The organism is Rhizobium sp. CB3060, assembly GCF_025200735.1.
Taxonomy (GTDB): Bacteria; Pseudomonadota; Alphaproteobacteria; order Rhizobiales; family Rhizobiaceae; genus Rhizobium.
The window spans coordinates 1,113,968-1,137,465 of sequence record NZ_CP104159.1; the positions used below are offsets into that span (position 1 = coordinate 1,113,968).

At 56.9% G+C, this 23,498-nt stretch carries 26 protein-coding genes; 7 read left to right on the top strand and 19 right to left on the bottom strand.

Features of this window, described 5'->3' with window-relative positions:
- Nucleotides 1–6 precede the first annotated feature (6 nt).
- The 16 genes from doeA to N2601_RS24580 all read right to left on the bottom strand — a co-directional run bounded on the left by doeA (nucleotide 7) and on the right by N2601_RS24580 (nucleotide 16,190).
- Nucleotides 7–1,185: an ectoine hydrolase DoeA gene (gene doeA, locus N2601_RS24505; protein WP_260305209.1), complete on the bottom strand. Its 1,179-nt coding sequence runs from the start codon at nucleotides 1,183–1,185 to the stop codon at nucleotides 7–9.
- A complete protein-coding gene (gene eutC, locus N2601_RS24510) occupies nucleotides 1,182–2,198 on the bottom strand; it encodes an ectoine utilization protein EutC (protein ID WP_260305210.1) in 1,017 nt (338 codons plus the stop codon). Before eutC ends, doeA begins: the two co-directional genes overlap by 4 nt.
- On the bottom strand, nucleotides 2,198–3,172 hold the full coding sequence (gene eutB, locus N2601_RS24515) for a hydroxyectoine utilization dehydratase EutB (RefSeq protein ID WP_445945038.1): 975 nt from the start codon (nucleotides 3,170–3,172) through the stop codon (nucleotides 2,198–2,200). Before eutB ends, eutC begins: the two co-directional genes overlap by 1 nt.
- Before the next feature lie 299 nt (nucleotides 3,173–3,471).
- Nucleotides 3,472–3,732 (bottom strand): cell division topological specificity factor MinE, encoded by a 261-nt coding sequence (gene minE / locus N2601_RS24520; protein ID WP_260305212.1) that lies wholly within the window; start codon nucleotides 3,730–3,732, stop codon nucleotides 3,472–3,474.
- Complete coding sequence (gene minD, locus N2601_RS24525) at nucleotides 3,729–4,544, bottom strand: septum site-determining protein MinD (RefSeq protein ID WP_104826908.1); 816 nt, start codon at nucleotides 4,542–4,544, stop codon at nucleotides 3,729–3,731. Before minD ends, minE begins: the two co-directional genes overlap by 4 nt.
- A 32-nt stretch (nucleotides 4,545–4,576) precedes the next feature.
- Nucleotides 4,577–5,314 (bottom strand): septum site-determining protein MinC, encoded by a 738-nt coding sequence (gene minC / locus N2601_RS24530; protein ID WP_260305213.1) that lies wholly within the window; start codon nucleotides 5,312–5,314, stop codon nucleotides 4,577–4,579.
- A 289-nt stretch (nucleotides 5,315–5,603) separates the two neighbouring features.
- Nucleotides 5,604–6,308: an EAL domain-containing protein gene (locus N2601_RS24535; RefSeq protein WP_260305214.1), complete on the bottom strand. Its 705-nt coding sequence runs from the start codon at nucleotides 6,306–6,308 to the stop codon at nucleotides 5,604–5,606.
- A gap of 321 nt (nucleotides 6,309–6,629) precedes the next feature.
- Complete coding sequence (locus N2601_RS24540) at nucleotides 6,630–6,968, bottom strand: slr1659 superfamily regulator (protein ID WP_104826911.1); 339 nt, start codon at nucleotides 6,966–6,968, stop codon at nucleotides 6,630–6,632.
- 9 nt (nucleotides 6,969–6,977) lie between these two features.
- Nucleotides 6,978–7,547: a slr1658 superfamily regulator gene (locus N2601_RS24545; RefSeq protein ID WP_260305215.1), complete on the bottom strand. Its 570-nt coding sequence runs from the start codon at nucleotides 7,545–7,547 to the stop codon at nucleotides 6,978–6,980.
- 4 nt (nucleotides 7,548–7,551) lie between these two features.
- A complete protein-coding gene (locus tag N2601_RS24550; protein ID WP_260305216.1) occupies nucleotides 7,552–9,912 on the bottom strand; it encodes a SpoIIE family protein phosphatase in 2,361 nt (786 codons plus the stop codon).
- A complete protein-coding gene (locus tag N2601_RS24555) occupies nucleotides 9,909–11,087 on the bottom strand; it encodes a class I SAM-dependent methyltransferase (protein WP_260305217.1) in 1,179 nt (392 codons plus the stop codon). The genes N2601_RS24550 and N2601_RS24555 overlap by 4 nt, the downstream gene beginning before the upstream one ends.
- Nucleotides 11,084–11,605 carry a ubiquinone biosynthesis methyltransferase UbiE gene (locus tag N2601_RS24560; protein ID WP_260305218.1) on the bottom strand — a complete coding sequence of 174 codons (522 nt, stop codon included), beginning with the start codon at nucleotides 11,603–11,605 and terminating at the stop codon, nucleotides 11,084–11,086. The genes N2601_RS24555 and N2601_RS24560 overlap by 4 nt, the downstream gene beginning before the upstream one ends.
- Nucleotides 11,606–11,805: 200 nt before the next feature.
- Complete coding sequence (locus N2601_RS24565) at nucleotides 11,806–13,476, bottom strand: putative bifunctional diguanylate cyclase/phosphodiesterase (protein WP_260305240.1); 1,671 nt, start codon at nucleotides 13,474–13,476, stop codon at nucleotides 11,806–11,808.
- A 488-nt stretch (nucleotides 13,477–13,964) separates the two neighbouring features.
- The gene (locus N2601_RS24570; RefSeq protein ID WP_260305219.1) at nucleotides 13,965–14,171 is read right to left on the bottom strand and encodes a KTSC domain-containing protein; all 207 of its coding nucleotides are present in this window, start codon (nucleotides 14,169–14,171) and stop codon (nucleotides 13,965–13,967) included.
- A gap of 195 nt (nucleotides 14,172–14,366) precedes the next feature.
- Nucleotides 14,367–15,227 carry an alpha/beta fold hydrolase gene (locus N2601_RS24575; RefSeq protein WP_260305220.1) on the bottom strand — a complete coding sequence of 287 codons (861 nt, stop codon included), beginning with the start codon at nucleotides 15,225–15,227 and terminating at the stop codon, nucleotides 14,367–14,369.
- Nucleotides 15,228–15,569: 342 nt separating this feature from the next.
- Complete coding sequence (locus N2601_RS24580; protein WP_260305221.1) at nucleotides 15,570–16,190, bottom strand: CGNR zinc finger domain-containing protein; 621 nt, start codon at nucleotides 16,188–16,190, stop codon at nucleotides 15,570–15,572.
- Between the two features lie 243 nt (nucleotides 16,191–16,433).
- Between N2601_RS24580 and N2601_RS24585 the strand changes: the two genes are divergently transcribed.
- The 6 genes from N2601_RS24585 to N2601_RS24610 all read left to right on the top strand — a co-directional run bounded on the left by N2601_RS24585 (nucleotide 16,434) and on the right by N2601_RS24610 (nucleotide 19,676).
- Nucleotides 16,434–16,619 (top strand): hypothetical protein, encoded by a 186-nt coding sequence (locus N2601_RS24585; RefSeq protein ID WP_104826920.1) that lies wholly within the window; start codon nucleotides 16,434–16,436, stop codon nucleotides 16,617–16,619.
- A gap of 647 nt (nucleotides 16,620–17,266) precedes the next feature.
- The gene (locus N2601_RS24590) at nucleotides 17,267–17,419 is read left to right on the top strand and encodes a hypothetical protein (protein WP_260303997.1); all 153 of its coding nucleotides are present in this window, start codon (nucleotides 17,267–17,269) and stop codon (nucleotides 17,417–17,419) included.
- A gap of 41 nt (nucleotides 17,420–17,460) precedes the next feature.
- Entirely contained in the window at nucleotides 17,461–17,697 is a 237-nt protein-coding gene (gene rpsU, locus N2601_RS24595) for a 30S ribosomal protein S21 (RefSeq protein ID WP_104826922.1), read from the top strand.
- Between the two features lie 69 nt (nucleotides 17,698–17,766).
- Nucleotides 17,767–17,961, top strand: coding sequence for a hypothetical protein (locus N2601_RS24600; RefSeq protein ID WP_260305241.1), 195 nt, complete (start codon nucleotides 17,767–17,769; stop codon nucleotides 17,959–17,961).
- A 298-nt stretch (nucleotides 17,962–18,259) separates the two neighbouring features.
- Nucleotides 18,260–18,658, top strand: a complete 399-nt coding sequence (locus N2601_RS24605; RefSeq protein WP_260303998.1) for a DUF1236 domain-containing protein — start codon at nucleotides 18,260–18,262, stop codon at nucleotides 18,656–18,658.
- Nucleotides 18,659–18,998: 340 nt separating this feature from the next.
- Complete coding sequence (locus N2601_RS24610) at nucleotides 18,999–19,676, top strand: DUF1236 domain-containing protein (protein WP_260303999.1); 678 nt, start codon at nucleotides 18,999–19,001, stop codon at nucleotides 19,674–19,676.
- 82 nt (nucleotides 19,677–19,758) lie between these two features.
- On the opposite strand, the gene N2601_RS24615 is transcribed toward N2601_RS24610, so the two are convergent.
- The 3 genes from N2601_RS24615 to N2601_RS24625 form a co-directional block, all read right to left on the bottom strand.
- Nucleotides 19,759–20,418, bottom strand: coding sequence for a hypothetical protein (locus N2601_RS24615; protein ID WP_260304000.1), 660 nt, complete (start codon nucleotides 20,416–20,418; stop codon nucleotides 19,759–19,761).
- A 379-nt stretch (nucleotides 20,419–20,797) separates the two neighbouring features.
- Nucleotides 20,798–21,019, bottom strand: coding sequence for a DUF2934 domain-containing protein (locus tag N2601_RS24620; protein WP_260304001.1), 222 nt, complete (start codon nucleotides 21,017–21,019; stop codon nucleotides 20,798–20,800).
- Nucleotides 21,020–21,202: 183 nt separating this feature from the next.
- Nucleotides 21,203–21,706 carry a sigma-70 family RNA polymerase sigma factor gene (locus N2601_RS24625; RefSeq protein ID WP_260304002.1) on the bottom strand — a complete coding sequence of 168 codons (504 nt, stop codon included), beginning with the start codon at nucleotides 21,704–21,706 and terminating at the stop codon, nucleotides 21,203–21,205.
- A 736-nt stretch (nucleotides 21,707–22,442) separates the two neighbouring features.
- On the opposite strand from N2601_RS24625, the gene N2601_RS24630 reads away from it, so the two are divergent.
- Nucleotides 22,443–23,498, top strand: a complete 1,056-nt coding sequence (locus tag N2601_RS24630; protein WP_260304003.1) for a chemotaxis protein CheB — start codon at nucleotides 22,443–22,445, stop codon at nucleotides 23,496–23,498.

Consider the following 23,498-nt stretch of genomic DNA (forward strand, 5'->3'; position numbering starts at 1 on the left):
GGCCGATCACTTCACGACGAGTTTGCGGGGTACGTTGGACAGGCATTCGACACCGCTCTCGGTGATCACGATGCTTTCCGTGATCTCCATGCCCATGTCTTCCAGCCACAGCCCCGTCATGAAATGGAAGGTCATGCCGGGCTGCAGCTCCGTGCGATCGCCAGGGCGCAGACTCATGGTGCGCTCGCCCCAATCCGGCGGATAGGACAGGCCGATCGGATAACCGGTGCGGTTGTCCTTGACGATCCCGTATTTCTTCAGCACCGCGAAGAAAGCGTTGGCGATGTCTTCGCAGGCGTTGCCAGGCTTGGCCGCGGCAAGGCCGGCCTCCATGCCTTCGAGCGTTGCCTTCTCGGCATCCAGAAAGGCCTGGGTGGGCTTGCCAAGGAAGACGGTTCGCGACAGCGGACAGTGATAGCGGCGATAGCAGCCTGCAATCTCGAAGAACGTCCCCTCGCCGCTCTTCATCGGCTTGTCGTCCCAGGTCAGATGCGGAGCCGACGCGTCAGCGCCCGATGGCAACAACGGCACGATTGCAGCATAGTCCCCACCAAAGCCATCGACGCCACGGATACCGGCATCATAGATTTCGGCGACGAGATCGGATTTGCGGATTCCGGGCTCAACTTTCTCGACGATCCGCTTGTGCATGGCCGCGACGATGCGGCCAGCCTTGCGCATATAGTCGAGCTCGGTCGGGCTTTTGACGGCGCGCTGCCAGTTGACGAGCCCCTGAGCATCCTTGAGGCGGGCATTCGGCAGGTGCTTGACCAAGGAGGCATAGGCCGCAGCGGTGAACCAGTAATTGTCCATTTCGACGGCGATCGAGGCTTTGGCCCAGCCGCGTTCCTCGATGATCTGTGACAGGAGATCCATCGGATGGCGTTCGGTCGACTGCACATAATGATCGGGATAGCCGATGATGTTGTCGTGGCTGAGATAGGCCGTGCGCTTGGCGCCGTTGGCATCCTGGCCGCGGCCATACCAGATCGGCTCGCCGGAGCCGGGCACCAGCACGCATTGATGCACATAGAAGGACCAGCCGTCATAGCCCGTCAGCCAATGCATGTTGGACGGATCGGTCACGATGATGAGATCGATACCGGCCTTCTCCATGGCTCGCCGCGTCTTGGCAAGCCGATCGGCATATTCGGAGCGGGTGAAATTGAGGGTCGGTTCGCTCACGCTGGATCTCCTGATGCTTTTGTCGTTTCAATGGCTTGTCCCGCACCGGCAGCGACGGCGCGACGATGGGCAAGCGTGGCTATGGCCGTGTCCTGCACACCGGTGCCGGTCAGGTCGCAAAGCGTGATTGCCTCGCGTGACCGACGGCCGGCGGCTTGGCCGCAGATGATGGCGCCCAGTTCAGGAAAAGCCGCGTCTGCTCTCACAAGACCTGCTGCGATGGCATGATGCAGTTCGCCGAGCCGGCGGGTCTGCTTCAGGCTATCGGCGACATAGGGAGCGGCTCGTAGGATGGCCGCCGGATCGATCTCGTTCTTGTGCTCAGCATCCGAACCCATGGCAGTGACATGCTGGCCAGGCTCCAGCCAGGAGGCGCCGAGGATTGGTTTGTTGGACGGCGTGGTGGTGACGATGATGTCGGCGCCGCTGCAGGCCTGCTTGGCGTCAGCCTCGGCCGAAACCGGAAAGCCGAGTTCGGCTGTGAGCTCATCTGCGAGCCGTTTGGCCTTTTCCGCATCGCGTGCCCAGATACGGGCAGCTTCGATCGGCCGTACCAAAGTCAATGCGCGAAGCTGCAAGCGTGCCTGCATGCCGGCGCCAAGGATTGCCGCGACCCGGGCATCCGGGCGGGCAAGATGTTTTGCGGCAACCGCGCCCGCGGCTGCCGTGCGCACATCCGTCAGATAACCGTTGTCGAGCAGAAGCGCTTCAACCAATCCGGTATGCGCCGAGAGCAGCATCATCAGCCCGTTGGTGCTGGGCAGGCCAAGCGAGGGATTATTGAAAAAGCCAGGGCTTACCTTGATCGCGAAGCTGTCGACATCCGGTACATAGGCCGTCTTGACATCAACTTCGCCACGATGGGCGGGGATATCCAGCCGCATGATCGGCGGCATCTCCACCGCCTTGGTCGCCAAGGCCGCAAAGGCTTGTTCAACGCAGTCGACTGTATCTGCGTCAAGCTGCACGATTTTACGCAAATCACTTTCGGTCAGCACAAGCACGCGCGCCATCACGCCACCCCAGATTTGATGTCATTGATGATCTGGCGATGGACCGCCGGATCGATGTTGCCGCCGGAGATGACAATCGCTGTTGGGCTATTCAATCTGATCTTGCCGGCAAGCAGCGCCGCGATACCAACCGCACCCGCGCCTTCAACGATCTGGTTTTCGACCGTCGTCGCATGGCGGATACCGGCCGCTATCTCGTCTTCGCTGAGGAGGATCACATCGTCGAGAAGGTCGCGACACATGGCAAACGTCAGGCGATTGTCGAGCCCGATGCCGCCACCCAGCGAATCCGCCAGGGTTTCGACCTCCTGGACTTCAAGCGGCGCACCGACGGCAAGGCTCGCCGCCATCGCCGCTCCCCGCTCCATCGATATGCCGATGACCCTGGCCTGCGGCCGCTTGGCCTTGATGGCAGCCGCAACGCCCGACGCCAATCCACCGCCTGACAGGGGCACGAGGACAAGCGCCACATCCTGCAGGGCATCCGCGATCTCGAGCCCGATGGTTCCCTGGCCGGCTATCACGTTAGCATCATCGAAGGGCGGCACGAAGCTCATGCCCTCTTCCCTCACCAGGCGCTCGACCTCGCGCATGGCATCATCCTGGGATTGGCCAACGATGCGGACCTCGGCTCCAAGGCTGCGGATCGCCTCGACTTTATTGGCGGGAACGAGCGCCGACAGGCAAATGATCGCCCGCGCACCCAATGCTGCGGCGGCGTGCGCGACTGCTCTGCCATGATTGCCCGTGGACGCCGTTGCCAACCCGCGCGAACGTGCTTCCTCGCTGAGACAGAGGATCGCATTGGTCGCTCCGCGAAGCTTGAAGCTGCCGGTCGTCTGTTGATTTTCCAGTTTGAGAAATACGGGTGCGCCGGATTGGCGGGAGAGCGCGTGCGAGCGCATCAACGGCGTACGGACGACCTGTCCGGCAATGAGTCGCCGCGCCTCTTCGATATAGGGCAACGTCACCATCGCGGTCATCGCGCGGTCCGTCGCACAGGAAATGTTGTGACTGACGTCAGCACGATTTCATATCTCTTTCGCCACCGATGTTCTGACATCAGCGTGAAAGAGACAAAAGATCATGTCAATCTTATTATTGTTTCATTACAATTATGAATTGGCGCATGCGGCCAATCTCTCAATTTGGGAACGCGGACATCGTCACCTTATCCGCGTTCCAAATCGAACTTCTCCGCTCTAAGCACGACCGGTGAGTTTAACCTGCCCGGTCAAAACCTGCTGTCGGCTGGATCTATCGAAGCGGCCCTTCACGCAGCCTGAACAACTGCATGCAGCGGGATTTCAACGTCGATTTCCAACGTCGAGACGTGTTCGTCGCAATCCATCTTGACTTGCACCTTATCGCCGTCGAGTTGCACATGCTTTGCTATCACGGCGAGGATTTCCTCCCTGAGCAGCGATACCAGGTCCGAGCCCGCCGACGAGCGTTCGTGGGCAAGAAGCACCTGCAAGCGTTCTCGCGCCGCCGGTGCGGTTCTTTGTTTGCCGAAAAGACGAAAAATGTTCATGCCGCCCTCCGTCCGAATATCTTGCCGAAAATGTTCCGCTTCTCGCCGGGAATCGTGATCGGCAGAACTTCGCCGGTGAGCCGGCGAGCGGCATCGAAGTAAGCCATGGCAGGTGCGCTGCGGCTATCGGCCAGCGTGACAGGAGCGCCGATGTTGGAGGCGCGCAGAACATCCATGCTTTCCGGAACGATACCGAGGAGCGGAATGGAAAGGATCTCCAGAACGTCGTCGACCTTGAGCATGTCGCCGCGCTCGGCGCGGTTGGCGTCGTAGCGGGTCAGGAGCAGGTGCTTCTCGATCCGCTCGCCGCGCTCGGCCTTAGCCGTCTTGGCATCCAGCAAGCCGATGATGCGGTCCGAATCGCGCACCGACGAGACTTCCGGATTGGTGACGACCACCGCCGTATCCGCATGGCGCATGGCGAGAGTGGCGCCGCGCTCGATCCCTGCGGGGCTGTCGCAGATGATCCAATCGAAGTGTTGCTTCAAATCGTTGATGACGCGCTCGACACCCTCGGCAGTCAGGTTGTCTTTGTCCCGGGTTTGCGAGGCCGGCAGCAGGAACAGCGTATCCAGCCTCTTGTCGCGGATCAGCGCCTGGGGGAGCTTGGCGTCGCCATGTATGACATTAATCAGATCGTAGACGACCCTTCGCTCCGCCCCCATGACGAGGTCAAGATTCCGCAGCCCGACGTCAAAATCGACGACAACGACCTTATCATTTCTCTGCGCCAGAGCCGCTCCAAGCGCGGCGGTCGAGGTCGTCTTGCCAACCCCGCCCTTGCCTGACGTGACTACGATGACTTTCCCCATCTTGCTCTCCTCTGTCGTGGCCGGCTGCCGGCTCAGATAAGTTTCTCTGCCATGATCGCATCGCCTTCGAGCCAGAGCTGTACAGCCTGTCCGCGAAGGTTGGGGGCCATGTCTTCTGCCATTTTGTAAATACCGTCGATCGCGACCAGTTCCGCCTCAAGCTTCCGGCAGAAGATGCGCGCCGATGCGTTTCCGATCGAACCCGCCATGGCTCGGCCGCGCAAGCTGCCGTAGATGTGCACCGACCCGCCCGCGATGATTTCCGCACCCGAAGAAACCGATCCGATAACCGTGACATCGCCTTCGGGGAAGATCACCGATTGACCCGAACGCACCGGTTCCCTGATGACGATGGACTGCATGGCCGGTCGGGTCTCGGGAGCCATCGGTCTGCTGCGCACCTCGACGACTGGCTCCTGCACCGGAACCTCGTTTACAGGGACCTCGATATCGGAAACCGGCCGACCTCCTTTGAGCGCAGGAGGCATGCCTGGCCCCAGGATAGAAGGGCGCGCGCCCTCGATACCCATGATGCTGACATTGCGTCGGGCAAGTTCCCCGATCAGATCCTTCAACCCCGATCGGTCGATCGACAGATCCGTGAGGTCGAGCACGACAGGGCGCCCCAAAAAGAAGCCCGCCGAACGCGCGGCGAGATCATCCAGCCTGATCAACCAATCATCGATGGGAAGATCCGGGGAAAGCATGACCGCCAGGAAGGAACGGCCTTTGATGCGGATCGAGCGAGCGTCTGTTAGCACTTTGGTCATCTGTGTAAATATTTCGTTGACCCTGTGTACCGCCGCTATGGTTAACAAATGGTTAACGCGATCAGGATGGCGCCCAGCATTGCATCGCCCTGCTGCAGATTTTATTGTTAAATTTCAGCTACTTACAACCATGACCGCCGATCAGGCCTGCGTTAATGAAGGCACCAAAATGTAAAGCGGCCACGAGAACTCATCGCTTCTATTATTGGGGTCGTCGATACCGGAGCGCCGAAAGAGGCCAATTGGCCGCTTGGTGCGAAAGCGTGAGCAAATCGTCTTCCGACTCAGTTCAATGATTTGGTAGCGCGGCTGGTTTTCCGAACAAAAAACCCTGCACATGAGTCGCGCCTGATGCGCGAGCGGCATCCAGGTGCTCGTTCTTTTCGATGCCTTCGGCAACGATGATCGGGGCGACGCAAGATGCAAATCCGACCAGATATTGCAGGCTGCTCTGTCCCTTTTCTGAGGTCCGCACGTTCCGCACCAGCGAAGCGTCGATCTTGATTATATCGGCCGGGACCGTCAGCAGTCGCGCAGGCGTGGCCATACCCGCTCCGAAATTATCGATGGCCACCCGGCAGCCAAGCGTGCGCACGGCTGCCAGCCTCTCGACGCCCTCACCCACCAGTGGGTAGGTTTCCGTGATCTCCAGCACAAGTCGCGGAGCGAGTTCCGAATGGCGCTCGATTTGCCGGAGCATCTGTTTCCAGTGATCTGTGACAGCCAAATTGGCGGCGGAAATGTTGCATCCGAGTACGAGATTTGGATCCCGAGCCAAGCTCGCCAGGATCAAGTCCAGCATGCGCGCATCAAGATCGAAGGACGCGAGGGAGGATTCCAAATAGGGCGCAAAGGATGCAGCACGATGGACAACGCCACGGGCATCCGCAATCCGGGCAAAGCACTCCCAATAGAGCACCTTTTCCGGAATATCGATTTGGCTGACCTTCTGTGCGGCGAAACTCAGTCCGCGATCGGAAACAGCCTTGGACATAGTGAGGAATACCTCCAGCGATGCTATTCCCAGTCATTGTTTTCGACTGTGGCAGGCCGCCAAATCGTTGGCGCGTACGTCCTTACACGGAAACCTACAACCGAACGGCGTCGTCGGGTTATTTGAATTTCGTATGTTAGTAACTTATAAGTACATCGGGACGACTAATGGTGTCAAATCCTCAATCACTGCGAGCTTTTATGCAACCTTTCTTTTGCGTCGAAAGGCGGCCCGTGTTCCTTGTCCACAGGCAATCGGTCACCTAAAGCTTACACGATTCGGCCTTCCAAGACAGAATCAGAGGCCGCCAGCATTGCGTAACTAGCTGAGTCGGAGATCGAGCTCGCGATAGAGCTTCTTCAAATTCGGCAATGATTTGAGCTGCCACGAAATCTGTTTGGAACCGCGCACCGTCATCTGCACGTCGGCACGTTTGCGGGCCTCTATCGTCAGTTTCGCAAGCAAGTTTATGCCCGACGAATTCAGAAACTGAAGGCCTGTCAGGTCGAGCGTCAACCGCTCCGGGTTTTTCTCGAGCAAATCGGTCGCCAACTGGAAGATCGGAGCATAGGCATCCGATCCGGCCAGACGCATGGAACCGTCAAAGAACACGACATGTCCTTCAGTCCAAACGCGAAATGCCTCTCCTCTGATTTCCATGGTCAAAACTCAGCCATTCTGGACGGAAGGGATCGGTAAGGAGGCATATGTCTCCAGATGAGTCGGACCGTTGGGCCGATTCGCATCAAAAGTCCACGCCAAGTCAGTCTCATAGTCACTCATCAGCGTCAGCAGGCCAAGGCCCGACTCGCTGCCGAAAGTCGACGCCGCGTTCTTCTCGATTTGCCGAATAAGGAGGTCCGCGGGGTCATCATTGGTTATCTGGGCAAGCAGATGCTGAAAACGCGCAGCATTTTCGTTGTCGATAAAATTCGAAACCCTCATGCGAAACCGCTCTCCTTCTATCGAAGCCGCAATGCCAATTTCACCGGATACACGAAACTTCACGGCATTTTCAATAAGTTCGTTGGCGACGTAACCGATGTCATGGCGAACCTGATGATAGACCTGACGTAACCTCTTGTAACGCAAAGCCGTTATTTCAGCGATAAAATCGGATGTCATGGAACAATGGGACCAGCTTAAAGCGAGCGGTCCGTCAAGCAATCGGAGGAAAGTAGCGCTGTCTGCACTGCTGTTTGCTACAAGATCTGCGAGCCCAAACACGACGGTCGCCATGCTATCACCTATGTCTCATTACAACCAGAGTTATATCGTCGTGAATCTTCTGCGACCCGATATAAGTCATGAGGTTTTCTAGAATACCGTTCATTACGTCCTGGGCAGTGCCGCCATAAAGATGGCGCGCCGATTCACAAAGCCGTTCAATTCCATACAATTCGCCGCTTCTGTTCTCAGCTTCCGTGACCCCGTCGGTGTGCAGAACGATGATGTCGCCACGGCCGAAGGCGACTTCTCTGGTGTCGACAAATTCGGAAATATCCGAATCGAGCCCCACGGGAAGCCCGAGGTCGCCTGTTTCTATCCGCTCGACCTCTCCACCTTGTCTCACGACAATCAGATCCTCGTGTTGGCCGGAAAGCGTCAGTCGCTCCCCGTCATAATCGAGAAAGGCGAGGGTTAAATGTTTGTCGGTCTTCGTTCGTTCGATGTTCTTGTAAATCGTGCGGTTGAGATCGGTCAGGAACTTCGTCGGATCGGTCTCCCCGGCCTCCTGCAAGGCGCGCGCGACGGACTGAACCATCAGCATGAGCACGCCGCTTTCAAGGCCATGGCCGGTGACGTCCCCTATTCCGATCTTCAGTCTTTTTCCGTCCTGCAGGATGTCATAATAGTCGCCACCGACCTCGTCAGCGGGGCGCATAAAGGCAGCGATCTCCAACTCTTCGATGGCCGCAAGTTCGTTTTGGCGCGGCAGGACCATGAGCTGTATCCGCTGGGCGACGGCCAGCTCGGCACCAAGCCGCACGTTCTCGCTCTTCAATTGCGTGTTCAGCGCCGAAATTTCCTCTTTCGCCTCGGCAATTTCCTTGGTTCTTTCCTCCACCAGCGATTCCAGATTTTCCGTGTGGAAGCTTATCTCTTCCGCCATGCGGTTGAATGCAACGCCAGCCTGACCCACTTCGTCTTGCGACGGGATATCGACCCTGACCGAATAGTCTTTCGCCTGAATGCGCCGTGCTGCCCCTGCGAGCGCGCTGATACCGCTGGTAATACGCTTGGAAACCGCAAATACCGCCCCGATGACGATCATCAGCGATATGGAGATCGCCAGGATCTGGTAAATAAGGATGCGGTTTGTCGCTCGCGATATTTCTTCCTGCGCAGCAAAAAGCGAGGCATAAATCTCTCGCTCCGGCACCACAATTCCAAGCGACATCGCTTCCTTTTGAATGGGACCGGAAACCCAAAGGTTGGTCGGCGCTATCTGCTTGACGACAACCAGATACGGAATCTTCTCTCCCTGCTCGTCCAACATAATATGCTGAATGACGCCGTCACGGTCCAAGGGAAGCGTTGTCAGCGCCTTTTGCGTGCTGTTGCGGAAGGAACGATCAAGGCCGGTCACGCCCTTGTCGCCGGTCTCGCTCGAGGAGCGCAAGCCAATGGTCTTTTCGCCTGCGTGGTTGATGGCGACGACATTGCCGTTCGACATCGTCAGGAAGCCGAAGCCGGTGTCGGCAACCTTCACGCTTTCGACGATACCGGCCAGTTGATCCAGCGTGATATCGGCGCCGGCGATGCCGGCAACCTCCTTGCGGTCGGAAGACCAGAGAGGATTGAAGAAGCTGACGATCAGCTTACCCGTGATGGCGTCAGTATAGGGTGCGGTTTGCGTGATATCGTCCGCGACAGGACGCGAGCCCGGCTCACGGGCCCATTGTTGCCAGGATTCATAGATGCCCGGAAAGAAGAAATCCCAGAAATTGGCATCGTTGTGGCCCGGATATAGCTTGTCAAAGGTCTGCGCCTGGTCGGTATAAGGCACCGTCCTGAAGATCGGCCGCTCTTTGGGTCCGATGTAATACATCTGCAGCTTGGAGTAGCCGCTCTTCAGCAGGTTCGGCGCGACGAGATCGACAACCGTACTGGTCTCGATATCCTTTTGCACCGCAGGCAGCGGCTGATGATTTTGGTCGAGCAGGTAGCCCCAGACGCTGATTACGGACGGCGTACCGGGAAGATTCTGCGCCCATCGGCCTTTTGGATCGTAAGTGAGCTTGATGGCGCCAGGTTCGGATTGCGCCAGCGCCTCGCCAACCGCATTGTTTCGGTTGGGATGATCTATCTGCGACTGGAGAACGCCCGCGAGCGTTTTGACATCGGAATGCACCTGATTGAGAAGCAGCCCCACGCGAGCAGCCGTCGAGTCCGCATAGGATCGAATATAATCCTGGCTCGCACGTTCAAGACCCTGGCCCACTTCGGACGTCGCGTCGCGGGACAAACGTTGCACATTCCACAGTGCCAACCCGCCGCTGACGAGAAGGTCAAAAAGGACGGCTCCGCCAACCACGAGGACAAATTTCGCGCGAAACGACCGGATGCCGGGAAAGAAAAATCGGCCAGTTTTTCTGCTCATAGCGGCTTCCGCCCAGAGGCGGCCCAGATCGGCCAGCCGGCATAACCCTTCGGATGAAGGGCGGCGAAGATATGATCCTGGAAGCCTTGGCGGAAACGCTTGATGAATTCCGGCGTATCACCCCGGCGAACCGACATTTCGCCGGCATAGACATTTTCCCAGGCGGTGATGACATCGGCGAAATCTTGCGGATCGCCATCGAGGTTGCTGACCATGAAGTTTTCCATCTCAATGGCCTCGAAACCCGCATCCAACAGCAGCCGGCGGCTTTTCGGGCCCATTTCGACATCCATATCAAAATGGGCGAACAGCGTCGCCACCTCATTGTAGGTCCATTGTATGCTGGCCGCCCGCGGCTCGCCAAGACAATGAGAGTTTTTTTCATTGGTTATGTATACGCGGCCGCCCGGCTTGCAGATGCGGTAGAGTTCCTTGAGCAATATATCGGGCCGATTGAAGATTTGCAGTGAATGGCGACAGGTCACCAGATCGAACTGATTGTCTTCAAGCAGCATCTGTGATGCATCGCCATAGGTATATTCGATATCGCGGATATCGAAATCGGCGGCGACCTTGCGGGCGTATTCGAGACTGGCCACTGAATGATCGAGCGCTACGATCCTAGCTGGTTTGAATTCCTTATGGGCCAACACGGCGAAATCACCGATTCCACAGCAAATGTCCGCCATCGCAATGCCGGCCTGCATGCCGTGGCGCGGTAAAATCTCGCGTTCATGGCGCCAGGTCATTTTCGTCTGCGTCCGCAGGATGGGAATGAAGCTCTCGTCTTCGACAAAGGTCTGACCCGGATAAAAAGCGGAATCATACGCCTCGACGGCAATCCTCGGTTCGATGGCATGCAGATGACGGAATGTCCTCGTCGCCCAGCCAACAACACTGGACGTCACCACGACAAAGCGAATGTCCCGTCGCGTCCGGCTGGCATTGACCAAGAGCCGTGCCAAGGCGTGATACGCCGTCGCATTCATGTGAATGAGGCGTTTTACATTTATATAGAGGACGCCTCTGACTTGATTGATGCTCTTTTCGAGCAAGGCGGTCGTATCGGCGATGTCGACGGGTGATAACGGCCGCAGAATGCCTGAAAGTGAAAACTCCTGGCTGTTTAGATCGAACTGAGCCGAAAACAGCGGAACCGGTTCGTGTGAGCTCAATTCAGTAGTCCCTCCACTGGAATGTCCACGACCACTGTGAGAGCTCGATCTTCCACCTGCTGCAGCGATAGCGATGCGTCATAGTTGATCGCTAAGCCGAGCAGAATGACGTCCTCTTCCGAGACTGAGTTTTCATCGGCGAGTGCGTCGAGATATCTTTGCAGAGCGTCACCTCCCGTCGCCCTTGCACTTGCGTCACAGTACCGGTGCTGTTGTGCGGGGCCACAGGGAAAGGTCAGGGCAATCCGCTCCGAGCGATCCCCTCGGGAAACATTGCAGTGAAGTCGCCCGGAAGCGCAGCCGGAGCGAAACGAGATTTCAAACAGCTCGTTGAGTGCGGATGAAAGCAAATTGGCGTGCCGGACCGGATCGCCTCGGTCGTGGCTCACCATGCGCGCAACGTAGTTTGAGAGCTGATTGCAGTGGAGCCAATCCGACATGAAAACTTCCATTTCCATCTCCAGCTCCAGCATCGGATGAAATGGTAATGCAGTGCGGCCTGCGCTTTGCTCGCTCAATGCCGATCCCCTATCGCCTGGAACGGTCAGCTTCTCGTGGATGCACAGAACCGCTCTGTCTTCATGGTTTCACAATTCCGGACGGAAACCGCTGCGCAGTTTTCCTGGAATTGTTCTAGAGCATCTTATGAAAGAAGATACTCCAATATTCGCGACTACCCACGGAACAGGTCCGACGCGTCCCGTCAACTTCCCACCACCTATTTTTCCTGACTTTGCCACTTTGCCGTATCGTTACGCTGGAGGAACTCTAGGACGGACGATGCCGGCAGAGGTCGACCAAGGAAATATCCCTGCAAACGATCACAGCCGGCGGCAATGAGCCATTCGGCTTGAGCTTGGTCTTCCACACCTTCGGCGGTGACCTTCATGCCCAGCCCATGCGCCAACGCGATGATAAAGCGAACGATCGTCTGGCTTTTATCGTCGTTCGTCAGATCCTTTATGAAGTACTTGTCGATCTTTATGGAATCGAAGGGAAAGTTCTTCAGATAGCTTAGGGAGGAATATTCGGTGCCGAAGTCATCGAGCGAGATCTGAATCCCGAGGACATTGAGGGTATTCAACGTATCGAGATTGTTGATCGTGCGCTCGAGCAAAACACCTTCGGTGATTTCGAGCTCAAGACGTTCAGCCGAAAATCCGATCGTGTCGAGCGTCTGCGATACCCGGTCGGTGAAGCCTCCGGTCAAGAATTCGGCGGGCGAGAGATTGACCGCGACCATGCAGTGCGGCGGCCACGTCATAGCCTGCCGGCAGGCTTCTTCCAGGACCCATTGGCCGATTTCCGGCATCATTCCATCGGCTTCTGCCATTGGGATAAATGCGGAAGGTGGGATGATACCCATCATCGGATGATGCCACCGCAACAAGGCTTCGAAACCGGCGACAGACCCCGAACAATCCACCAACGGCTGATATTCGATAAAAAATTCGCCATGCTGCAGCGCCACGCGCAGGCTTCGCCTCAGCAATTCCCGCTGCTCCAGAACCATCATCATGGCCGGCTCAAAAGTGCGCGCGCGGCCTCTTCCCTCACTTTTTGCAGCGTAAAGAGCAATATCGGCGGCACGCATGAGCTGGTCCTCCTCATTGCCATCCCGCGGGGCAAGCGCTACGCCGATACTTGCGCCTGAAAACACCGCGATCCCATTTACCAGGAACGGCTTCTTAAAAGCGTTCACCAACGCATCAGCCAGTCGCTCCGCCTCTGACGGCTGGTCCTTGCGGAGCTGAATTACGGCAAACTCATCGCCCGCCAGCCGGTATGCGGTCTCTCCCGGTCCCAGAACGTTGCGTATGCGCTCGGCGGTTTGCTGCAAGACGATATCGCCGGCAGCGTGACCCAGAGTGTCGTTGATCGGCTTGAACTCATCGAGATCGAGCTGCATCAGCGCGATGCCGTTCTTTCCGCCTGATAAAGCCTCGTGCAGACGCGCACCGAACTGCCGCCGGTTCGGCAGGCCGGTCAAAGCATCGTGATTGGCTTCATGCAGCAGAAACGCCCGGTCTGCTTCGTCAGGGGACGGATCCTGACGAATCGGGTTCCTCGTCTCAACGACTGCGAAACCATTGGCGGGCCGGAATATGATAAGATCGCAGAGCGCCTCGCCTGCTCTTTGGAACTGCACATTTCGCAGCCATCCGGTATTGCCCGTCTGCTCAGTGAACATATCCATGCTGGGATCATCCAGCTCCGGGTATATTCCGAAAAGCGTGGCCTGAGAGGTCTTTTCGTCGCCGTAGAACGCCCGGAACCTCTCGGACGACATAATGAGATTCAAATCGCAGTCGTAAAACGAGAAAAGCACGTCGGGTGCGCTGCTGGCCGGCAAAGGAATGTCAAACTTAATGACGCTACTGACTGCCATTCCGGTCTCCGTCCTGTCCTGGGAACTTTCAGGCTTCGTAATCGCTTTCAATCTCCTGTCGTCTTAGGATCTAACGGACCGAGCCGACACTTGCCATTGAACAAGTATCAAATGGTTATGTTTCAAATATTACGCATAAATAATTTAACAATTGCCGAACTTAAGCCCCACACCTGATTGATTCCGACGACGCTCCCCTCGTTGGGAACACTGTGTCCAGCAGTCATTTACATTATGCTAATGAAGTTAGTCCTGTCAAATGTTCAATCAAAAATTGCAGACCGCCACAAAGACAGGCATGGGTTATGCCTGCGAAATAACGCGCTTTTCGCGCAATTTTTCCACGGGAATGATACCCGCATGATAGCCTATCTGACATCCTCGAACGCCGAAAGCGGTTCGGCTTTTCAAATAGCCGAACCGCTCCACTTTTTTGGTCTTTCGCAATCCGAATGAGAAACCGCTCTGCGGCTTCCTTGGCCCCCCCTTCAAGCAACGCGTTCGAAGCGAGTACGGATATGTTCGATGTAGTGCTGGCCGGGCGAGGAAGCCTCAACCATGGCCTGGGCAGCCTCTTCTGGAACGCCGGTAAAGAGACGCTCCTCGCCGTTCTTGAAGCGAATATAAAGACGGCCATCGTCTGGATGAAAAAAAACGGATTTAATAATCCGCGATGAAACTGGGAGTTCTTTCATAGGTCACCTCGCCTTCGACGCGGTTGTGCCATGAAAATCAAAATATCGAATGAAGTGAACTAGTTAAGAAAACGTAGTGCTTTGGCGCAACCCTCCTAAATACCTCACGGGGCAAAAAGCGATTTGTACCAGCCCGGCACACGGCCGATCGCACCGCGAGACCGGGGCCCGGTTGCCCGAGCCCCCATCGGAAACTCACTCGATGCCTGAAAAGACATTCTTGATTGCGGCTGCGATCTCCTCGCAATGCGTCTCAGGGGCGAAGTGGCCCGTGTCGAAGAATCTGATGTCCGCGCTCGGAATATCTCGCTTGAACGCTTCCGCGCCTGGCGGCAGGAAGAACGGATCGTTCTTGCCCCAGACGGCCAGGAACTTCGGCTGGTGCTTCCTGAAATACGCTTGGAATTCCGGATAAAGAGCGACATTGCTCTTGTAGTCGCCGAAGAGGTCGAGTTGGGCGTCGGTCGCCCCTTCACGAGCGAGGTAGTGATCGTCGAGGGAATAACCGTCCGGCGAAACCAGCGTCGTATCCGTCACGCCATGGGTATATTGCCATACCGTCGCCTCCGGCTGGAGGAACGATCTCAACGCATCGCGATTGGCAGGAGACGGATCGTTCCAGTAAGCCCTGATCGGGTTCCAGCCTTCGCTCAATCCCTCTTCATAGGCATTGCCGTTCTGGGAAATGATCCCCGTAATCCGATCCGGGTGCCAGATCGCCAGCCTGAAGCCGGTCGGCGCGCCGTAGTCGAACACATAGATCGCGAACCGCTTCAGCCCGATCACCTCCGTAAAGCGATCAATCACCTTGGCGACATTGTCGAACGAGTAGGAGAACGCGGAACGCGGTGGCAAATCGGTCTGACCGAAGCCCGGCAAATCGGGAGCCACCAGATGAAAATCCGCCGCCAGAGCCGGGATCAGGTCGCGAAACATGTGACCGGAACTTGGAAACCCGTGCAGGAGGAGAAGTGTGGGATTCTTTCGACCGCCCGCCTCCCTGTAATAGACGCCGAGCCCATCCACATCCACCTTCCGATAGTGCACCTTCGTCATGGAACCATTCCTTTGGTAACCCGATTAATGACACCGATATGGTTACACCAAGTTAGTAACCAGTCAAGTGCCTTTAAAAGGGTTACGTTAAAATCGCACGCCCATACGGCACAGCGTTGCAGACTGCTGCCCTGAAATCTGTTTCGATCTCGGAAAGCTAAGTTACTGATTTGGAAATCGAATTTTCGTCTTGGATCGCAGAATCGGGCGACCCATTTAATGGGTCTGTATTGGTTATTTCAACGAAGCGAGATGACCATGAGCGTTATGGCCGGCGTCTATTTTCTGCAGCCATCGGGAACCCCTATGGGCACCCCATGCATCTTGGCCGCCATTTTTCCATCAATTGGCTCGGGCGCGGTGGGCGGCCTGCTTCGCGCGGTTGCCGCAAACCGCCATGCTGCACCACCGGCGCTTCTTGCCGCGCGTGCGATCGATGAAGAGAAGCGTGCAGTTCTGACCTTCACACGCTTTGACATCCGAGAATTCCTCGGTGCAGACAAGTTCACCCATCGCTTCCGCAACCGGGGATAAAAGAGCGTCTGGCGATTTCCACTGGCGTTCCGTGCTCCAGCGCAATCCGCTCGTCCCCTTCTCCTCTTCCGCGGTGACGATTTGGCGAAATTGTTCGTCCCGCGACAGCAGGCGGTTTAATGGTTCGAGCTGCTCGAGCGCGCTCGCATCGAGAGGCCTTCCTTTGTGTTCCCTGACGAATTCGCGGAACCATTCGCGCAACGAACGCGCCTGCGCCGCCAGCGAGTCGAGTTCTCCGGGCATGGCGTTCCTGGCAATGGACTGCAATCTGCGCTCCGGAACGAGACCCGCCTCGCGAAGCCACCGGATGAACCCCTCTCCGTCGTTGAGCCATTCGAAAGGCCTGTCGACCGGGGTTGCTAAAGAATTTAGAAAATCAAGACCAGCGGCGTCCCCGACGAAGATTGCTGGTGGATTGCGTTCGGCCATGACCTACCTCACTTGAAGCTTGTTTCATGCTATGATCGCTTCGCTCAGCCTTTACCGGCGTCGCTACTTTCAGATAGCGTAATAACCCCTTAAAATCCAGTAAAATGGTTATTATTTCATCGTTCGATCCGAGGACACGAAGCAGGTCGCGCGGAACTGCACGGATCGAACGTCATCCGATTTAGAAATAACTAATGAACAATGAGCATACTGGCAGCGTTTCTTGGCCAGGAGGAGTGTCCCATGAAGAGTATGCAAAACCGACAGGTCAAAAGACCCGGCCCGCGCGAGCTGGACGTGGAACAACATTGCAAGAAACACGGCGTTGACGCAGCCGAAACCAAGAAACTGGTCAAGCTGCTGGGCCGGCATGCTCCGCTGCACGAGCTACATGCCAACGCACCGCCGAAGCAACCTCGGTGGCGCTAAGGTTTCTGCCGGCGGCGTCCGGCTTTGCGTTTGAGACCGCCGCCGCGACGTGCCCGCGGTCTCAATGCTGCATTCGACGGTTGACGTGACTGCTCGCCTTTACGTCCGTCAGCCAAGATGAGGAAGCAGATGCATTCACATCATCCGAGGCGTACAATTGTGCATGGATAAGCAACTCGTAGAACAGCATTTAAAATTGGCAAAGCAGCATGTGGCTCAAGGCCGCAGACATATCACTCGGCAAAAGCAAATCATTTTCGAACTTACGCAAGGCCAACACGACACCTCGCAAGCGCGTCGGCTGCTATCCACCTTCGAGGAATTGCAACAGATGCATGTTGCCGAACGGAACCGGCTCCAAAAAGAGTTGGAGGCAATGAGGCCGTAGGCACAGCCGGGACGCGGCGCTCGGGACAGACCGGAGATCGAGGCAGGCTGAGGCACCGTCTCTACCTTGCAAAGGCTTATCCTACTACCCATTTAGAGCCGTGAGGGCTGCGAAGCCGTGCGAATTGTATCGCGCCAGATGCTTCGCCGGAACCATGGCAAGAGCATTCGTTTGCAGCCAACGCCGCTCATTTGCGTAATGGGCCTTCCTGCTATTTCTTATCGATTACGCCGGCCGGACGGTCGGCAGAGGACTTCTATTGAACAAACCGAACATCGCTGCCGCGCCCGCGGCGGTGAAGCCGCGCGAGCGCGATGGGGCCGTTAACCGGCCTGACAAAAACTGGAAACCGTATCCCTGCCTTCTCACACGTCGAGAACTGCAGGAATTGATCGCCGAGCAGCTCGGCTGACCGGCAACCATTTTATCAACCGCAACAACAAGGAGAACAGAATGCAGGTTCTGGTACGAGACAATAACGTCGAGCAGGCGCTCAGGGCGTTGAAAAGAAAGATGCAACGCGAAGGGCTGTTCCGGGAGATGAAGGAACGGCGGGCTTACGAAAAGCCCTCTGAGCGCCGTATCCGTGAAAAGGCGCAGGCGGTCAGCCGGTATCGCAAGGCCGCTCGCAAGAAGATGCAGCGCGAAGGTCTTCTTGCCGCATCCAAACGAAGATCATCGGCACGATAGCACGATAGAGAAATACCTCCCGGGCCGCCCTTCAATGCGGCGGCTCGCGGTTGAAGGAAAGGTTGAATGATGGACGAATTGTATAGCGTGACCGTTTCCGAAGAACGGCTTGAAGATTGCCGCGATGTCATTGAGCCCGACTTGCAGGACCTGATCGAACGAACGATCTGCTCCGGCTTCTCGCGTGAGGAGGTGTTGATCGCAATCAGCGAATTGGCGGCCGAGGATTTCGCCGCGGCCACAAAGATCCCGAGCGTCCACTGACCGCCGGCAATGCGGCGGCGAACGTCAGATCCCTATTCGCGGCGGAAGAGCTGCGACGACAGAGCGCTTTGCTGATCTCCAGGATCAGGTGACCGACTGCTTCCAGGAAAGCTCGCCTGCCGCATACAAGTCACGATAGCAGATGTTGAGCGTTTTGAGACCTTAGTCCGTACCCCCAGGGACCAAGGTCTGACCACGCCCCGACTGAAGCCTCAAAACAGGAACAGACGAGGTTCTCAATGGTTTTACCGAAAGCTCCGTTACCCGCGGACAAGTAGGAAAGACAAAGGAGAATCTGATGAAAACCAAAGTATTTAGTATAGCAGCCCTTTCCCTTGCATTGGCGAGCGGGTACGCCTTCGCACAGCAGTCGACCGTCAACGGCGCGGCAGGCGGGGCAGTCACGGGTGCCATCGTAGGTGGTCCAGTAGGTGCCGCAGTCGGTGGTGTTGCAGGCGCTATCGTCGGCACCGCTATCGATCCGCCGCCACAGAGGGTTGTTACCTATGTGCAAGAGCAGCCGATGCCCGAGGACACAGTTGTCGTTAGGGAGAAGGTCGTGATCGGCCAACCGCTGCCGAGAACCATCAGAATCAGAACGATTCCGGAAAATCCGAAATACGCCTATGCGGTGGTCAACCACGAGCGTGTGATCGTCGAGCCATCCTCACGGAAAGTGATCCAAGTGCTCCACTGATCGACCAGAGGAGAGCCTGACGGCTCTCCATCATCCCTCACAGTAAGACGCAGAACCACGGCGCCTTTGGCGCCGCGGCCGGCGTGTGCCCTGAATGGAGAACGAATGAAGACACTCCTTATCGCATATGCGCTCGGATTGGGCGCTTTGACAAGCAGTTCCGACCCACGCCCGGTCGGTTGCGATCACGACCAACGATAGCTCCGGCTATTACAACGAGGGCTATCACTCGGGATCGACGTATCGCGTCCGAGGCGATGTCCACCATCATGGCCGGCTCATCATGAAGCAACAGTGCTTTTGCCGTTGATTGGCATCAGCGCACCAGAAGGAGTTCAAGATGACTCGCAATCTGTTCTACATTCTCTTGGCGTCCGCCGCCCTTAGCCTCTCCCCGGTGGCTCAATCCGTTGCGACCGCTCAAGATTCACAGGATACGACTATCCTACCGAAAACCGGCACCAAGAGCGGATCGGGTGAGACGCAGAAGCAAAAAACGCCCGACACAAAATCCATGACCAAGCAGAGCTCTGGGGAATCCGGATCGTCCGACACTCAGTCAACAGTCAAAACCCCGAAGGCCGAAACGACCCAGAAATCCGGATCGGGCACCGATACCCAGCAATCGACAACATCAACCAAAACGCAGACGGACGCGGATCAGTCCAAGTCCTCCACTGACACCAGCGGTACGGCGAAGACTGGCAGCCAGACGAACACGACCCAGGAGAACACCGCCAAGAGCTCAACCACCAATACAAATATCACCGTTGAGCAGCAAACGCAGGTGCGGCAGGTGATCAAGGAAGTTCATGTCCAGCCGGTACGCGAGACGGAAATCAAGACCGTGTCGGTAGGCGTCAGCATTCCACACTCGATTAGGCTCGAGCCACTTCCGCCGCGAATCGTCAAGATCATACCGCAATATAAGTCCTATCGGTTCTTCGTTCTTGCCGATGGTCGTATCGTAATCGTCGACCCCAACACGTTTACGATCGTCTATATCCTCGAGGCTTAACAAAGCCAACAGCAGCGAGAGTCATCGAATACGCCACCGGCAGAACGATGACTCTCTCGCCGCGCCTCATGAACTGCACCTGTTACCATTTGATGCGATAATCGACCCGCACGTTGCCCGCCGGCGTCAAAAGCAGCGGATCGGTGAGTGACGCCGTAAGATTGAGATCGGGCGCGATCGCTTGTTTCAAGGCAAGCGTACTCGAGAAGGAGCCCTTGATGTCCGTCAGCTCTCCGCTCGCCGAAATCGCTGTCCCGGTCGAGGGAAAGATCATCGTTACCGCCTGCGAGGCGGTCACGGAGGTCGGCGCAGTCTGCGTCGTCGCGTAGCTGACGTTCAACGATCGCAACATCTGCATGTCGAGATCCTGCGAGACTATCCACTTTTGCGAGCGGCCAAGATACAACATTCCGCTCCCCTTCAGCGTATCCACCCGCACAGCGACCTCGCGCCGCGAATTGCTGGCAAAATTGCTGCGATCGTCTACCGCGCGTCCCCATAGCGTGGCGAGTTCGGAACCGTTCAGGATCTTTCCGCCGGGCGCGCCTGCGAGACCGATATCCGCACCCGCGCTCATTTCCCAGGCCATGGGCAGCCGAAAGCCAATTGTCGTGTGATAGGTCCGCGGAGCAACCTTAACCGGCGTCCAGATCACCAGATCGCCGGCATGGGCGGCCTTATGCGAGAGCGACGCAGCACTTACGAAGGCACCAAGAAAAATACCCGTTGAAACGAATCTCATTACAAAAGCCCAATTGCATTTGTATCAATGCCAGCGCGCTGAAACGCTGCATCGACAGCCGAACCATGCGAAAACGCACGTTCAGCCTTGATTGATTTGGTTGGTTAGAGCCGAGCCGACGGCGCGCTGCCTGCTTTTTGGCCTTCGCACCGCCGCCACGCGAGACAAATACTTCGCGCGCCTCAAGCAACTCTCGATGACCAGACTCCCATTCAAGGGATTGCTTGTAAACCCCTCGGGCCGAAGTTTTTTGCTGCGGTGCACATGTGCCGCCCTCCGCACTCTCCGGCGATCAGCCTCATGCGGGGAACAACCGTGACATGTCGTGGTTCGGAACCCCTAACCATGCAGGCTTGCCGATTGGTTTTTCCATGTAGCCCTAAGGTGCCTGCACAGCCTGCGTCGCCGCATTTGTTTCTCTCATGTCAGCGGGTTTCGCATCCTGTTCGGCCTGCATCTGGTATTGTTCCTGTTGGATTTCACTATCGGCACGGTTCCAATGATTGATATCCTGGCCTTCCGGCCGCCCTTCTTGCTCCCAAATCTGATAGGCGCGCAGGCGGATTTTGTCGTCCCTTGAAGCTTGCATGTTCTTCTCCATCACTAGGTCTTTAAGGAAAAATCAGTTCTTAGCAGCGGGCCGCACAAGCGACTTCGAACTATGGCGCACGGCGAATGTTCCCACATTCTTCGGTCGCTGGAGCTTTTTCTTCACATATCTTTTGAGTGCGGTCGGCGCTTTGTTGTTTCCCGGATCATGGGAAGCGGCGACCGTTTCCAGATGTTAGCCGAAGTCCTCGTCGAGCTGAGCGGCGAGCTGCTGGCGAGCCCGGTTGATCCGGCTCTTTACCGTGCCGATCGCGCAGCCGAATTTTTCCGCCGCATCGTCGTAAGAGCGGCCCTCGATAACGACATATTCCAGCACCGCCCGATAAGGCTCTGGCAGCCGCTTGCAGGCTCGCTCCAGTTCCTTGGCGCGGATCGTCCATTCCTGCGGCGGCGCTTCCACGCCGAAGCCGGAGACGCATTTCTTGCTGCCGGGCGACTCGCGCTTGGCTATGCGGAACTTCGTGCAGAATGTGTTACGCATGATGGTGAACAGCCAGGATTTCAGCCGTGTACCGGGGTCAAACTGGCCAAGATTGGCGAGCGCCTTTGTCAAGGTTTCCTGAACCAAGTCGTCGGCATCGGCCGAGTTCCTATGGAAGGTTCTGGCGAAGGCGCGAAGAGCCGGAATGAGATTTACGATTTCAGTCTCTAAATCGGTGGATCGGGACGTATCGTGCACAACGCTCTCCTTATAGCCGCGTCATCGGCGAAATTGATGCGATGTTTGCGTCGCCCGGTAATGCAAACGTCACGAGTACCGGCCCGGCGTCCGTGCGGATGCCGGCTGGATCTTTCCGATGATCTGTATTAAACGAGTTGCCGTGATGAAGCCTGAAGCCCTTCAGACAGACTTTCTCAAGCACTCTTCACATCCCCTAAAAAACGACTCCGTCTCGCGCTTGGTTCCGTGCAGACTCTTAAAATTCTTCGACATCGTCTCATGCCGGTTGTGAGACAGAGGTCATGAATAGCGATGTGAATACGGGCGTGTTACAGTCTCAGAGGAGGGTGGACCGCGCAGGTGGCGACAGGGCCTAGCAGGAAGGGACAAAATCCACGCGATCCAGCTTCCGAACCGACATCTCGGCCTTAGGTTCCCGTTCGGAAAAAATACAGTCCAGCCCCGTCGGGAACATTTCTCGCCGCGAGACGTTCCAGGCCCTTTCGGAGGTAGGCCATTCGCGACGAGCGGATGATCACCGCCAATCAGGCTTTTGCTTGAGACAAAGAACGCAACCGAAGCTCATGCTCCGGCGCTGCAGGTAGATCCGTCGTCACGGGCACCTGGCGCGTTCCCGACATCATGGACAGCAACCGAGGGCCGAACTGCGCGAGATGTCCGGCGATGAATCATCTGTCCGTTCACCAATGGAACAAACTCTGCCCCCGCCTGTTCCTCTCGCATGTGAGGTGTGATGGCCAATCGCGATATCATCGTTATCGGCGGATCGGCGGGATCGTCCGATCCTCTGAGAACCATACTAGCCGCCCTGCCCCACAATCTCAGGGCGGCGGTAATCATCATTGTTCACATTCCCGCAAACAGCACCGGAATATTAAGGTTAGTCACTTCCGCTTCCAGCAATTTGCCTGTGAAGAATGCTGAAGATGGCGAGGCCATTCTACCCGGCCAAATCTACCTTGCTCCCTCCGACTACCACCTGCTGGTGATAAAGGATAAGCTGACCCTGGGAAACGGGCCTCGCGAAAATCTCGCGCGTCCCTCGATCGACTCGCTCTTCCGGTCAGCCGCTCTTTCCTATGGTCCCAGAACGATCGGAGTGCTTCTCAGCGGCAAGATGAACGACGGCGCATCCGGCCTGGCGACGATCAAGCAGGCCGGAGGCGTCGCCCTGGTTCAAGCGCCGGAGGATGCGGCGACGCCTGAAATGCCGATGTCGGCATTGGAAGCCACTCCCGTCGATCTCAACGCCACATCGGAAGAATTGGCACGGGCGATCATTCACTTCTCGGCGGAGCCGCCGGGACCAGCGCGGCCATTGCCGGCAGGCGTCAGGATTGAAGTGGAGATTGCGGCAGGCGGCCGCTCAGACACGTCTAAAATCAAGCAACTAGCCGACGCTTCCCCCTTGACATGCCCGGAATGCGGGGGGGTCTTATCGGAAGTGAGGGATTCGCAACCCCTGCGGTTTCGTTGCCAGATCGGACACGCCTATACCGCCAAGGCATTGATTGCCGAACAGCGCGATTCTGTCGACGTTGCCATGCGCGTGGCGCTGCGAATCGTCGAGGAACGTGCTGCCCTGGTCGATCGCCTGGCCAAGGAAGCCACAAAGGCAAACCGCCTGGGTATGGCGGAAATGCATGAAGAGCGGGCCAGCGAATACCGAAAGCATGTAGATATCTTGCGCACCGCCATTCTTCAGGGCATGGAAGACAAGGCTCCTAACGAGAGTGGGTCGGAGGTCGTTGACCTGGAAATGCGTGCGGGAAGGAAGCCGGAATCGTAA

Coding starts and splice junctions, on each gene's coding strand:
- eutC (WP_260305210.1), bottom strand. CDS start 2,198: ATGGCGCGCGTGCTTGTGCTGACCGAAAGTGATTTGCGTAAAATCGTG.
- eutB (WP_445945038.1), bottom strand. CDS start 3,172: ATGGTGACGTTGCCCTATATCGAAGAGGCGCGGCGACTCATTGCCGGA.
- minE (WP_260305212.1), bottom strand. CDS start 3,732: ATGAACATTTTTCGTCTTTTCGGCAAACAAAGAACCGCACCGGCGGCG.
- minD (WP_104826908.1), bottom strand. CDS start 4,544: ATGGGGAAAGTCATCGTAGTCACGTCAGGCAAGGGCGGGGTTGGCAAG.
- minC (WP_260305213.1), bottom strand. CDS start 5,314: ATGACCAAAGTGCTAACAGACGCTCGCTCGATCCGCATCAAAGGCCGT.
- N2601_RS24535 (WP_260305214.1), bottom strand. CDS start 6,308: ATGTCCAAGGCTGTTTCCGATCGCGGACTGAGTTTCGCCGCACAGAAG.
- N2601_RS24540 (WP_104826911.1), bottom strand. CDS start 6,968: ATGGAAATCAGAGGAGAGGCATTTCGCGTTTGGACTGAAGGACATGTC.
- N2601_RS24545 (WP_260305215.1), bottom strand. CDS start 7,547: ATGGCGACCGTCGTGTTTGGGCTCGCAGATCTTGTAGCAAACAGCAGT.
- N2601_RS24550 (WP_260305216.1), bottom strand. CDS start 9,912: ATGAGCAGAAAAACTGGCCGATTTTTCTTTCCCGGCATCCGGTCGTTT.
- N2601_RS24565 (WP_260305240.1), bottom strand. CDS start 13,476: ATGGCAGTCAGTAGCGTCATTAAGTTTGACATTCCTTTGCCGGCCAGC.
- N2601_RS24570 (WP_260305219.1), bottom strand. CDS start 14,171: ATGAAAGAACTCCCAGTTTCATCGCGGATTATTAAATCCGTTTTTTTT.
- N2601_RS24575 (WP_260305220.1), bottom strand. CDS start 15,227: ATGACGAAGGTGCACTATCGGAAGGTGGATGTGGATGGGCTCGGCGTC.
- N2601_RS24580 (WP_260305221.1), bottom strand. CDS start 16,190: ATGGCCGAACGCAATCCACCAGCAATCTTCGTCGGGGACGCCGCTGGT.
- N2601_RS24585 (WP_104826920.1), top strand. CDS start 16,434: ATGAAGAGTATGCAAAACCGACAGGTCAAAAGACCCGGCCCGCGCGAG.
- rpsU (WP_104826922.1), top strand. CDS start 17,461: ATGCAGGTTCTGGTACGAGACAATAACGTCGAGCAGGCGCTCAGGGCG.
- N2601_RS24600 (WP_260305241.1), top strand. CDS start 17,767: ATGGACGAATTGTATAGCGTGACCGTTTCCGAAGAACGGCTTGAAGAT.
- N2601_RS24605 (WP_260303998.1), top strand. CDS start 18,260: ATGAAAACCAAAGTATTTAGTATAGCAGCCCTTTCCCTTGCATTGGCG.
- N2601_RS24610 (WP_260303999.1), top strand. CDS start 18,999: ATGACTCGCAATCTGTTCTACATTCTCTTGGCGTCCGCCGCCCTTAGC.
- N2601_RS24615 (WP_260304000.1), bottom strand. CDS start 20,418: ATGAGATTCGTTTCAACGGGTATTTTTCTTGGTGCCTTCGTAAGTGCT.
- N2601_RS24620 (WP_260304001.1), bottom strand. CDS start 21,019: ATGGAGAAGAACATGCAAGCTTCAAGGGACGACAAAATCCGCCTGCGC.
- N2601_RS24630 (WP_260304003.1), top strand. CDS start 22,443: ATGGCCAATCGCGATATCATCGTTATCGGCGGATCGGCGGGATCGTCC.